The sequence below is a fragment of the Streptomyces sp. NPDC107517 genome (assembly GCF_055582645.1).
In genome coordinates, this window is the sequence record NZ_JBVJPM010000004.1 from 542819 (window position 1) to 556332 (window position 13514).

At 70.8% G+C, this 13514-nt stretch carries 11 protein-coding genes; 7 read left to right on the forward strand and 4 right to left on the reverse strand.

Annotated features, from left to right (window positions below; translation table 11 throughout):
• The first annotated feature begins 439 nt into the window (after window positions 1-439).
• A complete protein-coding gene (locus ACZ67T_RS13280; protein ID WP_362897580.1) occupies window positions 440-1117 on the forward strand; it encodes a response regulator transcription factor in 678 nt (225 codons plus the stop codon).
• 15 nt (window positions 1118-1132) lie between these two features.
• Entirely contained in the window at window positions 1133-2407 is a 1275-nt protein-coding gene (locus ACZ67T_RS13285; protein WP_469983715.1) for an ATP-binding protein, read from the forward strand.
• A 24-nt stretch (window positions 2408-2431) separates the two neighbouring features.
• Here the strand turns inward: ACZ67T_RS13285 and ACZ67T_RS13290 are convergent, their stop codons facing one another.
• A complete protein-coding gene (locus ACZ67T_RS13290; RefSeq protein WP_469983717.1) occupies window positions 2432-2965 on the reverse strand; it encodes a GtrA family protein in 534 nt (177 codons plus the stop codon).
• A 120-nt stretch (window positions 2966-3085) separates the two neighbouring features.
• Here ACZ67T_RS13290 and ACZ67T_RS13295 point away from each other — a divergent pair, with 120 nt between their 5' ends.
• The 4 genes from ACZ67T_RS13295 to ACZ67T_RS13310 all read left to right on the forward strand — a co-directional run bounded on the left by ACZ67T_RS13295 (window position 3086) and on the right by ACZ67T_RS13310 (window position 7248).
• Window positions 3086-4240: a 5-(carboxyamino)imidazole ribonucleotide synthase gene (locus ACZ67T_RS13295; RefSeq protein ID WP_469983719.1), complete on the forward strand. Its 1155-nt coding sequence runs from the start codon at window positions 3086-3088 to the stop codon at window positions 4238-4240.
• Complete coding sequence (gene purE, locus ACZ67T_RS13300; protein WP_376262448.1) at window positions 4237-4764, forward strand: 5-(carboxyamino)imidazole ribonucleotide mutase; 528 nt, start codon at window positions 4237-4239, stop codon at window positions 4762-4764. The genes ACZ67T_RS13295 and purE overlap by 4 nt, the downstream gene beginning before the upstream one ends.
• A 5-nt stretch (window positions 4765-4769) precedes the next feature.
• Window positions 4770-5957 (forward strand): dipeptidase, encoded by a 1188-nt coding sequence (locus tag ACZ67T_RS13305; RefSeq protein WP_469983721.1) that lies wholly within the window; start codon window positions 4770-4772, stop codon window positions 5955-5957.
• Window positions 5958-6141: 184 nt separating this feature from the next.
• Window positions 6142-7248 (forward strand): dipeptidase, encoded by a 1107-nt coding sequence (locus ACZ67T_RS13310; RefSeq protein ID WP_469983723.1) that lies wholly within the window; start codon window positions 6142-6144, stop codon window positions 7246-7248.
• 21 nt (window positions 7249-7269) lie between these two features.
• On the opposite strand, the gene ACZ67T_RS13315 is transcribed toward ACZ67T_RS13310, so the two are convergent.
• Together ACZ67T_RS13315 and ACZ67T_RS13320 are read right to left on the reverse strand one after the other, a co-directional pair.
• On the reverse strand, window positions 7270-7632 hold the full coding sequence (locus ACZ67T_RS13315; protein ID WP_469983724.1) for a VOC family protein: 363 nt from the start codon (window positions 7630-7632) through the stop codon (window positions 7270-7272).
• An 86-nt stretch (window positions 7633-7718) separates the two neighbouring features.
• Window positions 7719-9044 carry a UDP-glucose dehydrogenase family protein gene (locus ACZ67T_RS13320; protein ID WP_469983726.1) on the reverse strand — a complete coding sequence of 442 codons (1326 nt, stop codon included), beginning with the start codon at window positions 9042-9044 and terminating at the stop codon, window positions 7719-7721.
• 172 nt (window positions 9045-9216) lie between these two features.
• On the opposite strand from ACZ67T_RS13320, the gene ACZ67T_RS13325 reads away from it, so the two are divergent.
• A complete protein-coding gene (locus ACZ67T_RS13325; protein ID WP_469983728.1) occupies window positions 9217-10374 on the forward strand; it encodes an acyl-CoA dehydrogenase in 1158 nt (385 codons plus the stop codon).
• Window positions 10375-10556: 182 nt separating this feature from the next.
• Here the strand turns inward: ACZ67T_RS13325 and rph are convergent, their stop codons facing one another.
• Complete coding sequence (rph, locus tag ACZ67T_RS13330; RefSeq protein WP_469983730.1) at window positions 10557-13193, reverse strand: rifamycin-inactivating phosphotransferase; 2637 nt, start codon at window positions 13191-13193, stop codon at window positions 10557-10559.
• Window positions 13194-13514 lie beyond the last annotated feature (321 nt).

Sequence of the window (13514 nt, forward strand, 5' to 3'; positions counted from 1 at the left end):
AGGGGGGTGGCCGGCACCGGGACCTGCCGTCCTCCTCCCCACGCCCACAGGGGATCGCCTCCGCGTGCGAAGACGCTTACGGAGGCCAGGTACGGCTGTCCCGGGATCCACGCCCCGTGCGCGTCTTCGCGTCCGGGGCCCGGCCCACAGGTCATTCCTTCAACGCTGGCGGTGACCAGCTCACACATGAAAGAGACCCTTGCAGCGTGCGACGCTCAAAGGCCTTCTTTAGTGCATCAGGCGTTCAGTCACCATACGACACGACAGTGCGGCATATGGAAGGACTTGAGAGATGGATCACAGGCCCTGATGGAACCGTGCGCATGGTTTCGAAGGTGCCTCCCAGGGTCTCATCCCACAGCCGCAGGCCCGCCCGGCCAGGTCACGGCCCTGCCGGATCACCTCCCGGCCGCCGTCCGGCGCGGACTACCATCACTGCATGACCCGTGTACTGCTCGCCGAGGACGACGCGTCCATCTCGGAGCCACTGGCCCGCGCCCTGCGCAGGGAGGGTTACGAGGTCGAAGTGCGTGAGGACGGCCCGACCGCGCTCGACGCGGGACTTCAGGGCAACATCGACCTCGTCGTACTCGACCTGGGGCTGCCCGGCATGGACGGCCTGGAGGTCGCCCGGCGGATGCGCGCCGAGGGGCACACGGTGCCCGTCCTCATCCTGACGGCCCGCGCCGACGAGGTGGACACCGTCGTCGGCCTGGACGCCGGCGCCGACGACTACGTCACCAAGCCGTTCCGTCTCGCCGAACTGCTCGCCCGTGTACGGGCCCTGCTGCGCCGCGGCGCCGCCGAGCCCCAGCAGCCGCCCGCCACGCACGGCGTCCGCATCGACGTCGAGTCGCACCGCGCGTGGATGGGCGACGAGGAACTCCAGCTCACCGCCAAGGAGTTCGACCTGCTGCGGGTCCTGGTGCGCGACGCCGGCCGGGTCGTCACGCGCGACCAGCTGATGCGCGAGGTCTGGGACACCACGTGGTGGTCGTCGACGAAGACCCTCGACATGCACATCTCCTGGCTGCGCAAGAAGCTCGGCGACGACGCCGCCAACCCGCGCTACATCGCCACGGTGCGGGGCGTCGGTTTCCGTTTCGAGAAGAGCTGACGTACGGGTACAGCCATGCGCCGCCGTCTGATCAACTCCACGCTCGCCGTCGTGCTCGTCGTGATCGCTGTCTTCGGGATCTCGCTCGTCCTCGTCGAGACCCGCACGATCACCAACAGCGCCCAGGAGCGGGTGGACTCCGAGGCGGTCCGGCTCGTCAGCATCGTCGACAGCCGGCTCCTCGGTGACGAACAGGTCAGCGGCGCGATCCTGAGGAACCAGGTCGGTCCCGACCGGTTCGCCAGGATCGAGCTGCCGGGGCGCCCCCCCATCGAGATCGGGGAGCGCCCCCGGGGGGACGTCATCCAGGGCAGCGCCAAGGGCGAGAAGGGCGAGACGGTCACCGTCGAGGAGCCCCGCTCCTCCGTCACCCGCGAGGTCGGTCGCACGCTGCTGATCATCGCCGGGGTGGCGCTGCTCGCCGTCATCGCCGCGGTCCTGCTCGCCGTGCGCCAGGCCAACCGGCTCACGTCCCCGCTCACCGACCTCGCGTCCACCGCGGAGCGCCTCGGCTCGGGCGACCCCCGCCCGCGCCACCGCCGCTACGGGGTGACCGAGCTGGACCGGGTCGCCGACGTCCTCGACTCCAGCGCCGAGCGGATCGCCCGCATGCTGACCGCCGAGCGGCGCCTGGCGGCCGACGCCTCGCACCAGCTCCGCACGCCCCTCACGGCGCTCTCCATGCGCCTGGAGGAGATCACCGTCACCGATGACCTGGACACGGTGAAGGAGGAGGCGATGATCGCCCTCGCGCAGGTCGAGCGGCTCACGGACGTCGTCGAGCGGCTGCTGACCAATTCGCGCGACCCGCGTACGGGGTCCGCGGTCTCCTTCGACCTGGACGAGGTCATCAAGCAGCAGCTGGAGGAGTGGCGCCCCGCCTACCGCAGCGCGGGCCGCGCCATCGTCTCCTCGGGCAAGCGGCATCTGAAGGCCGTGGGCACGCCGGGCGCCGTCGCCCAGGTGCTCGCCGCGCTGATCGAGAACTCGCTCATGCACGGCGGCGGCACCGTCGCGCTGCGCACCCGCGTCACCGGCAACCAGGCCGTCGTCGAGGTCACGGACGAGGGCCCCGGGGTGCCGGGGGACCTGGGGGCGCGGATCTTCGAGCGGACCATCAGCGGCCGCAACTCGACGGGCATCGGCCTCGCGGTCGCCCGCGACCTGGCCGAGGCGGACGGCGGCCGCCTGGAGATGCTCCAGACGAGCCCGCCGGTGTTCGGCCTGTTCCTGTCGCGTACGCCGCTGAAGAAGTCGGCGGCGGGTGAGGGGACGGAGACGGTTCGCTAGCCGGCCGGCCGGTGGGCGGCCCGGTCAGCGGTGGGTGCGCTGGATGTCGGAGCGGCGGTCCGCGCGCCCGTCGCGCCCGTCCCCGGCCCCCAGGAACGATTCGGCGTGGGCGACGGCCTCGCGGCCGGGCATGGTCTTGAAGACCCACGTGCGGTACGACCAGAACCGGAACAGCGTCGCGATGCCGATGCCGACGAACTTGAAGACGTTGCGCTGCAGCGAGCTGTCCCAGCCGAAGCCGTAGATCGCCATGTACAGCACGCCGTTCTCGATCACCAGGCCGACCGCGCTGAACGCCAGGAACAGCGAGAGCTCCCGCGTCCGGCCGCTCTTGTCGCGGTCACGGTAGGTGAAGTAGCGGAACCCCACGTAGTTGAACGCGATGGCGATGACCGTGGCGATGATGTTCGCCCGGACCGCCTGAAGGTTCGTGGTGTGCCACAGAAAGTTGGAGACGCCGAAGTTCACCAGGGTTCCGAGCGCGCCCACGGCACCGAATTTGGCAACCTCGCGACCGAGCCGGTCGAGCCGCGCACGCCAAGTGGCAGGTCCGTTCAAAGTGCTCGCCCCAGCCCCCGTAGTTCCGATATATCGACTCAGTCATGCTAACCAGGCGGCAGGTCGGGCGCCTGGGGACGCCTAATCCTGGCACCGCGGGGCGGCCGATACCCTGGGGGTGTGACGTTCCCGGTAGTCGGCATGGTCGGCGGGGGGCAGCTCGCTCGTATGACACACGAGGCGGGCATCCCGCTCGGCATCAAGTTCAAGCTCCTCAGTGACACTCCTCAGGATTCCGCGGCGCAGGTCGTCAGCGATGTCGTCATAGGCGACTATCGCGACCTGGACACGCTGCGTGACTTCGCGCGGGGCTGTGACGTGATCACCTTCGATCACGAGCACGTACCCACGGAGCACCTGCGGGCCCTGGAGGCGGACGGTATCCCCGTGCGTCCTGGACCCGAGGCGCTGGTGCACGCCCAGGACAAGGGTGTGATGCGCGCGAAGCTCACTCAGATCGGCGCTCCCTGCCCGCGCCACCGCCTCGTGAAGGACCCCGCCGATGTGGCGGCCTTCGCGGCGGAGGGCGCCACTGACGGCAGCGACGGTTTCCCCGTGATCCTCAAGACGGTGCGCGGCGGCTACGACGGGAAGGGGGTGTGGTTCGTACGGTCCCTGGACGACGCGGCCGAGCCCTTCAAGGCCGGCGTCCCCGTCCTCGCGGAGGAGAAGGTCGACTTCGTACGCGAGCTCGCGGCCAATGTCGTCCGCTCCCCGCACGGCCAGGCCGTGGCCTACCCGGTCGTCGAGTCCCAGCAGGTCGACGGCGTGTGCGACACGGTGATCGCGCCCGCCCCCGGCCTCGACGAGGGCCTCGCCCTGCGCGCCGAACAGCTGGCCCTCGGCATCGCGAAGGAGCTCGGTGTCGTCGGGCACCTCGCGGTGGAACTCTTCGAGACCCGCGACGGCCGCATCCTCGTCAACGAACTGGCGATGCGCCCGCACAACTCCGGCCACTGGACCCAGGACGGGGCCGTGACCTCGCAGTTCGCGAACCACGTCCGCGCCGTCCTCGACCTCCCCCTCGGCGACCCGCGCCCGCGCGCCCCGTGGACGGTCATGTGCAACGTCCTCGGCGGCGACTTTCCCGACATGTACTCCGCGTACCTGCACTGCATGGCGCGCGACCCGAAGCTCAAGATCCACATGTACGGCAAGGACGTGAAGCCCGGACGCAAGGTCGGCCACGTCAACACCTACGGCGACGACCTGGACGACGTGCTGGAGCGCGCCCGTCACGCAGCCGGCTACCTCAGAGGAACGATCACCGAATGAGCACGTCCCCTGTCGTTGGCATTGTCATGGGTTCCGACTCCGACTGGCCCGTCATGGAGGCCGCCGCCCAGGCTCTCGACGAGTTCGAGATCCCCTACGAGGTGGATGTCGTCTCCGCGCACCGCATGCCGCGCGAAATGATCGCGTACGGCGAGAACGCCGACGGCCGCGGCCTCAAGGCGATCATCGCGGGCGCCGGGGGAGCCGCCCACCTGCCGGGCATGCTCGCCTCCGTGACCCCGCTGCCCGTCATCGGCGTCCCGGTCCCGCTGAAGTACCTCGACGGCATGGACAGCCTGCTGTCCATCGTGCAGATGCCCGCGGGCGTCCCCGTCGCCACCGTCTCCGTCGGCGGCGCGCGCAACGCGGGCCTGCTCGCGGCCCGCATCCTCGCCACCCAGGACGAGGAACTCCTCGGCCGCATGCGGGAGTTCCAGCAGGAGCTCAACGACCAGGCCACGGAGAAGGGCAAGCGGCTGCGGGCCAAGGTCGAGGGCGCGTCCGGCTTCGGCTTCGGAAAGTGACGGCGATGACCACCTCCCTGGAGCGGGCCCGCGAGATACTCGCCGACTTCCCCGTCGTCGACGGCCACAACGACCTGCCGTGGGCGCTGCGCGAGCAGGTCGCGTACGACATCGACGCGCGGGACATCGCCGTCGACCAGAGCGCGCATCTGCACACCGACCTGGCGCGGCTGCGGGCCGGCGGGGTCGGCGCGCAGTTCTGGTCCGTGTACGTGCGCTCGGACATGGCCGGTGACGTGGCGGTCAGCGCGACGCTGGAGCAGATCGACTGTGTCCAGCAGCTGATCGAGCGTTACCCGGCAGACCTGCGGCGCGCGCTGACGGCCGCCGACATGGAGGCCGCCCGCGCCGAGGGCCGTATCGCGTCCCTCATGGGCGCCGAGGGCGGCCACTCCATCGGCAACTCGCTGGCCACCCTGCGCGCGCTGCACGCCCTGGGCGTGCGCTACATGACGCTCACGCACAACGACAACATCGCGTGGGCGGACTCGGCGACGGACGAGCCGGGCGTCGGCGGACTCTCGCCCTTCGGCCACGAGGTCGTGCGGGAGATGAACCGGGCCGGCATGCTCGTCGACCTCTCGCACGTGGCGGCGACCACGATGCGGGCCGCGCTCGACACCTCCGTCGCGCCGGTGATCTTCTCCCACTCGTCCTCGCGCGCGGTGTGCGACCACCCGCGCAACATCCCGGACGACGTCCTGGAGCGGCTGCCCGCGAACGGCGGCGTCGCGATGGCCACGTTCGTGCCGAAGTTCGTCCTCCAGGCCGCTGTCGACTGGACGGCCGCCGCGGACGACAACCTGCGCGCGCACGGCTTCCACCACCTGGACACGTCGCCGGAGGCCATGAAGCTCCACCGCGCCTTCGAGGAGGCGCGCCCGCGTCCGGTCGCCACCGTCTCCACGGTCGCCGACCACCTCGACCACATGCGCGAGGTCGCCGGCGTCGACCACATCGGCATCGGCGGCGACTACGACGGCACGGCGTTCCTGCCGGACGGCCTCGGCGACGTCTCGGGCTACCCGAACCTGATCGCGGAGCTCGTCGACCGCGGCTGGTCGGCCCCCGACCTCGCCAAGCTGACCTGGCAGAACGCGGTACGGGTCCTCGGCGCTGCGGAGGACGTGGCCCGGGACGAGCAGTCCCGCCGCGGTCCGTCGAACGCGACGCTGGAGCAGCTCGACGGCTGAACGGCCCCCCGATCGAGGGCCCTGGTCCGACGGCTGAACGCCCTGTCCAGAACCTCCGGAGTTTCTCCGCTCCGGAGGTTTGGGCGGCCCGGTGTCGCCCGAACGCGCGGCCCACCAGGTGGCTGCGGGCCATGCGTGTGACGGTGAACGTTACTGCCGACACCGTCGACGCCCGGAGCTTTGCATGGCAGACCTGCAGGATGAACTGACCGCCACCGCCGAGATAGGCGAGCTCGACGAGCTCGCCTCACCGACCGAGGAGGCTCCCGAGCCCCCCGCGGACGACCCGCTCGCCCGCGCCCGTGCCCTCCTCACGCACCACCCCGTCGCCGACGGCTACTGCGGTCTGCCCGCAACGCTGCGCACCCTGCCCTGGTACGACCTCGAACTGGGCGACAGCTCGGTCGACACCGACCTGCCCCGGTTGCGTGACGGTGGTGTCGGCGCCCTCCTGTGGACGCTGCGCCTGCTGCCCGGCACGGCACACGCCGAACACCCGGTCACCGCGGTCCTCGAACAGCTCGACCTCGCCAAGCACGTCGTGGCCGAGTATCCCGAGGGCCTGCGCCTGGCCCGCTCCGCCTCCGAGTCGTGCGACGCCCGCGACTACGGCCGCATCGCCGTCCTCATGGGCCCCGCACCGGCCGCCGCGATCGGGGACTCCCTCGCCACGCTGCGCGCCCTGCACACGCTCGGCCTGCGCGTGCTCACCCTCACCGGCACCTCCTGGGCCACGGAGGCGGGGCTGACCCGGTTCGGTGACGAGGTGGTGCGCGAGATGAACCGGATCGGCGTCCTCGCCGACCTCACCGGCGCCTCCGTGCGCACGGCCCGCCGGGTCTTCGCCCTCACCAAGGCCCCGGTGATCCTCACCCACTCGGGGGCCCACGCCCTCAACAGCCACCCCGACAACGTCCCCGACGATCTGCTCGCCGACCTCGGCGTGGCCAAGGGCGTGTGCCTCGTGCCGTGCTCCGCGGAGCGCACAGGATCCGAACTCGGCGACGTCGCCGACCATCTGGACCATGTGCGGCGGGTGGCGGGCCCGGAGTCCGTCGGCCTCTCGGGCGCGTACGACACCGGAGCCGTGCACCCGGACGGCCTCGCCGACGTCTCGCGCTATCCGCACCTCATCGCGGAACTGATCGGGCGGGGCTGGTCGGACTCCGATCTGGCACAGCTCACGTGGGGCAACGTCCAACGCGTGCTGCGCGAGACGGAGTTCGCGGCACGAGCGGCCGCGCTGCGCCGCCCGCCGTCGACGGCGAGGATCGAACTCCTCGACACCTGACGGGCGGCCGGGGGAGCGGACTCAGCAGGCGCACAGGCAGAACGGGTGCCCTGCCGGGTCCGCGTAGACCCTCCAGGTGCGCGAGCGGTCCTCCGCGTCGAGGACCTTCGCGCCCAGGGCCAGCACGCCCTTCTCCGCCGTGTCGAGGTCCTCGACCGTGAGGTCCAGGTGGAACTGCTGCGGCCGGTCGGGCGCGGGCCAGGACGGCGCCACGAAGTCGGGCGCCGCCTGGAACGCGAGCGGCCGGCCGCCCGGCACCTCCAGGTCGACCCACGTGCCGTCGTCGCTCGTCACGGTGCCGCCGAGCACCTCCGCGTAGAAATCGGCGAGCGCGCGCGGTTCGCGACAGTCCAGGACGACGACACCCAGCGTGGCGAGAGCCATGACATCTCCTCGGTGTGAGGGTTACCCGTAGAGGCGTGCATGAGGTAACCGCGTCAGTTACTGCATGCTCCCGCAGACTACGGTCCCTAGGCGGCGGGGCGGCCCATCGCCCGGTACGTCCAGCCCGCCTCGCGCCACAGCACCGGGTCCAGCGCGTTGCGTCCGTCGAGGATCAGCCGCGTGCCGGCCAGCGCGCCGAGCGCCGCCGGGTCGAGCTCGCGGAACTCGCGCCACTCCGTCAGGTGCAGCACCACGTCCGCGCCGCGCACGGCCGCCTCGGCGGACTCCGCGTAGCCGAGTGTGGGGAACAGGCGCCGCGCGTTGTCCATGCCCTTCGGGTCGTAGACCGTGACCTGGCCGCCCTGGAGGTGGATCTGCCCGGCGACGTTCAGCGCGGGGGAGTCCCGTACGTCGTCGGAGTCCGGCTTGAACGTGGCGCCGAGCACCGCGACACGCTTGCCCAGGAACGAGCCCCCGCCGAGCGCCTCACGCGTCATCTCGACCATCTGGCCGCGGCGCCGCATGTTGATGGAGTCGATCTCGCGCAGGAACGTCAGCGCCTGGTCCGCGCCCAGCTCACCGGCGCGCGCCATGAACGCGCGGATGTCCTTGGGCAGACAGCCGCCGCCGAAGCCGATCCCGGCCCGCAGGAACTTGGACCCGATCCGCTCGTCGTAGCCGATCGCCTCCGCGAGCTTCGCGACGTCGCCGCCCGCGGCCTCGCAGACCTCGGCCATCGCGTTGATGAAGGAGATCTTCGTCGCGAGGAACGAGTTGGCCGCGGTCTTCACCAGCTCGGCCGTCGGGTAGTCCGTCACCACGAACGGCGAGCCCTGGCCGACCGGCGTCGCGTACACCTCGCGCAGGGTCTTCTCGGCGCGCTCGCTGCGCACACCGACGACGATCCGGTCCGGGTGCAGGGTGTCGCCCACCGCGAAGCCCTCGCGCAGGAACTCCGGGTTCCAGGCCAGCTCGGCGCCCTCCGGCAGGAGCGCGGCCAGCCGGGCGGCGGAGCCCACCGGCACCGTCGACTTGCCGACGACCAGCGCGCCCGACTTCAGGTGCGGGGCGAGGGAGGAGAACGCGGCGTCGACGTACGACATGTCGCAGGCGTACTCGCCGTGCTTCTGCGGGGTGTTCACGCACACGAAGTGGACGTCACCGAAGTCGCCGGCCTCGGCCCAGTCCATGGTGAAGCGCAGCCGGCCCGTCGACCCCTCGATCCCGGCGACGTGCTTGCGCAGCAGGTCCTCGAGACCGGGCTCGTACATGGGGACCTCGCCCCGCGTGAGCATCTCGATCTTCTCGGGCACGACATCGAGACCCAGCACCTCGAAGCCGAGTTCGGCCATGGCGGCGGCGTGCGTGGCGCCGAGGTAGCCGGTGCCGATCACGGTGATCTTCAAGGCCATGAGAGCTCCAGAGGTGTACGGCTGCAGTGCGGCCCCGAGCATAGTCGCGCGTGACGCCGGCCCTCACCGGGCACGTTTCCGCTGTCGCGTAGCTCACGTATCCCTCTGGTGGGCAGACGCATAAAATTTGGGTTACTTAACGGTAATTAGCGTCCTTGGAGCGTGAGACACCTTGGCAGGATCGCCCGAATTCGACCTGTACCGTCCGGCCGAAGAGCACGACATGCTCCGCGAGTCCGTGCGGGCCCTGTGCGAGGCCAAGATCGCGCCGTTCGCCGCGGCGGTGGACGAGGAGGCGCGTTTCCCGCGGGAGGCCCTCGACGCCCTTGTCGCGAACGACCTCCAGGCGGTGCACGTACCGGAGGCCTACGGCGGCGCCGGGGCCGACGCCCTCGCGACCGTCATCGTGATCGAGGAAGTGGCCCGCGTCTGCGCGAGCTCCTCCCTCATCCCGGCCGTGAACAAGCTGGGCTCGCTGCCCGTCATCCTCTCCGGCTCCGAGGAGCTGAAGAAGAAGTACATGACGCCGCTCGCCAAGGGCGAGGGCATGTTCTCGTACTGCCTCTCCGAGCCGGACGCGGGCTCCGACGCGGCCGGCATGAAGACGCGCGCGGTCCGCGACGGCGACTCCTGGGTGCTCAACGGCGTGAAGCGCTGGATCACCAATGCCGGCGAGTCCGAGTACTACACGGTGATGGCCGTCACCGACCCGACCAAGCGCTCGAAGGGCATCTCCGCCTTCGTCGTCGAGAAGTCCGACGAGGGCGTCTCCTTCGGCGCCCCGGAGAAGAAGCTCGGCATCAAGGGCTCCCCGACGCGCGAGGTCTACCTCGACAACGTTCGCATCCCCGCCGACCGCATGATCGGCGAGGAGGGCACCGGCTTCGCCACGGCGATGAAGACCCTGGACCACACCCGCGTCACCATCGCGGCCCAGGCCCTCGGCATCGCCCAGGGCGCCCTCGACTACGCCAAGGGCTACGTCAAGGAGCGCAAGCAGTTCGGCAAGCCGATCGCCGACTTCCAGGGCATCCAGTTCATGCTCGCCGACATGGCGATGAAGATCGAGGCGGCCCGCGCGCTGACGTACCAGGCCGCGGCCAAGTCGGAGCGCGGCGACGCGGACCTCACCTTCCAGGGCGCCGCGGCCAAGTGCTTCGCCTCGGACGTCGCCATGGAGGTCACCACGGACGCCGTCCAGCTGCTCGGCGGCTACGGCTACACCCGCGACTACCCGGTCGAGCGCATGATGCGCGACGCGAAGATCACGCAGATCTACGAGGGCACGAATCAGGTCCAGCGGATCGTGATGGCCAGGAACCTGCCGTAACAAGGTTCGCTCAGCAGGAGATCCTGGGCTGGTACTGGGCTGGTACTGGGCTGGTACTGGGCTGGTACTGGGTGGGCCGGTACTGGGCCGAGACCGGCCTCCAGGCCGCTTCTGGACCGCACGGACACCACGGCCCCCGGCGAGATGCCGGGGGCCGTTCGTGTCTGGGTCCGGAGTGCCGGTCAGGGCAGGATCTCGACGTACCCGTCGGTTCCGTGCACGCGGATCCGCTGCCCGTCGCGGATCAGCCGGGTGGCCTGCTCCACGCCCACGACGGCCGGCAGGCCGTACTCCCGGGCGATCACCGCGCCATGGGTCATCAGGCCGCCGACCTCCGTCACCAGGCCCGCGATTCCGACGAACAGCGGCGACCAGCTGGGGTCCGTGAAGGCCGTGACCAGGATGTCGCCCGCCTCGAGATCGGCCTCCGCCATGTCGAGGACGACGCGGGCCCTTCCCTCGATGGTCCCGGCGGAGACCGGTACGCCGACCAGGGCGCCGTCCGGCACGTCGTCGCGCCGGTAGGCCCCGGTGAGGGCCTCGCCGTCCGAGGTGAGCACCCGGGGCGGGGTGAGCGCGTGGTGCGACCGGAACGCGTCCTTGCGCTCCTTGACGAGCCGCTCGTCCAGCCGGTGCGAGCGCACGACGTCGTGGAGTTCCTGGAAGGTGAGGTAGAAGGCGTCCTCCTTCTCGGGAAGCACGCCCGCCTGCACGAGGCGCTCGGCCTCCGCCAACAGGGCCTGCTTGTACACGAAGTAGCGGCTGATGATGCCGTACTTGGGGTACTCCCGGTATCCGATGAAGGTTCTGACCCGGTCGATCATCCGCTTGGTCTCGTCGGCCTTCCGGTCCCCGTCCGGCAGGGCCCGCAAGCGGGACAGCACGTCCTGTTCCTTCTGCTGCGCCTTCTGCCGCCCCTGCTCGAAGCGCCGCTCGGCGGCGCCCGGCCCGAAGGTCCTGACGTTGTCGAGGATCACGGGCACGAGCGTGCCGGGGCGCTCGCGCCAACGGGGCCTCGTGATGTCGATCTCGCCGACGCAGCGCATGCCGTACCGGGCGAGGTAGGCCTCGATCGCGTCGCGCGCCTCGGTCCCGCCCGCGACTTTCGCCAGCTCGTCCAGGAAGCGGGCGTCGTCGGTGTTCTCGACGTCCTGCAGGAACGCCACCACCTCCGGCCGCGGGCGGATCACGTCCGCGACGTCGAGCAGCGCGAGGCCCATCTCCGAGGTGATGTTGCCGGGGGCGGACAGCGTCAGCGTGTCAGCCGCGTTCTTCTCGCCCAGCCACCCCTGCAGCTTGTCGTTGAGCCACCACGTGGCCTCCATCCCCGCCATGATCGCCTGAATGCTCAGCGGATCACTGAGGACCCGCTTGTGCTCCTCGAAGGCCTCCAGGAGGAAGTCGAACAGCGCCGGTCCGGTCTTCGTCCGGACGTCGCGCTCCAGGGCGGCGACGGACACCTGGCTGCGCTCGATCAGCTCGGTGACGACGGCCGGATCGGTCTCGATCGGGGCGGGCGCACCGCCGGCGGGCGCACCGCCGGCGGGCGCACCGCCGGCCGGCGGCCCGCCGGGGCCCGCGTCCGGGAGCGAGGGGACGAAACCGTCGCGGTCGAGGACGGTCTCCAGAGCGTTCCTGATCAGCGGATCGCCCTTCCCCATGGCGTCCAGGAGGCCGGCGCGGCTCGCGGGCGAGGCCAGGCGCCGGGTGACGTCGACGAACAGCCTCCCGCCGGCCTCGTGCATCGCCACCATGGCCGTCAGCTGCCACATGGAGAACCCCAGCGGCTTCATGGGGTCGGTCATCATCTGCCCGTGACCGACGGAGACGTAGACGCGGTTCTCCTGGTCGCCGGTCTCGGGGACGGGGAACAGCGTCGTGATCGGCCGGCTCTGCACGATCCGGAAGTCATCGTCGACCAGGCACCACTCGATGTCCTGCGGGCGGCCGAAGTGCGCTTCGATCCGCCGCCCGAGCTGCACGAGCCGCACGGCCTGCGCATCCGTCAGCGCCGGCTGCTCCTGTCGCTGCGAGTCGATCGCCACTTCCCGCGTACCGCCGGCGGGCAGGGCGTGCACCGCGCGCTGTTTGGCGGCGATCGCCCTGTCCACGACTTCGCCGTCCCGCACCTTGAAGACGTCCGGGTTCACCAGGCCGGAGACCAGGGCCTCGCCGAGGCCGAAGCCGGCGTCCACGGTGGCGACCTTCCGGTCGCCCGTGACGGGGTCGGCCGTGAACAGAATGCCGGACGCGTGCGGGAAGACCATCCGCTGCACGACCACGGCCATGTGGACCGTGCGGTGGTCGATGCCGTTGCGCCGGCGGTAGGTCACGGCCCGCTCGGTGAACAACGAGGCCCAGCACCGGCTGACGTGCTGGAGGATCGCCGTCGGTCCCATGACGTTCAGATACGTGTCCTGCTGGCCGGCGAAGGAGGCCGTGGGCAGGTCCTCCGCCGTCGCGCTGGAGCGGACTGCGCAGGCGGCCTGCTCGCCGAGCCGGGCGAGCGCGCGGGTGATCGCCGTCGCGAGATCGTCCGGGACGGCGACCTCCTCGACGGTCCGGCGGATCTCCGCGCTGAGGGTGCGGATCGCCTCCCGGTCGTCCGGGTCCAGGCGCGACAACCGGTCGAGCTGATCGTCGATCGCCGGTGCTTGCGCCATGATCCGCCGGAAGGCGTCCGTCGTCACACAGAAGCCGGCCGGTACGCGGATGCCTTCGATCCGCGACAGCCCGCCCAGGTGCGCGCCCTTGCCGCCGACGACCGCGACCTGCGTCTCGCCGACCTCTTGAAGATCCAACACGTACTGCTCACTCATCGCGTCACCTCCGAGTCAGCCGTGTTCCGTCGCACTGCGGTGGCCGATCGAATCACCGGCGCCTCTCCCACTCCGTCGGACCTCTTGCCGAGCGCCCCGCACCTTCTCGGCGGGCACCCGCAACTGCAGGCCGCCGATTCTGCGCCATGACCTGGGCCTTGCGGCAAGTCCCCCACCGCGCTATATGTTGAGAGTGGCAAGGAGAGCGCTCTCCTTGCCTTTGCTTTTTTTGCCGTCCGACGGCGCGCGGGACGACTCCCCAGGAGCAGACCGGACGCGGACGGAGGGCCGGGCGCGGCAACGTGATCGGCGCCGAACGGC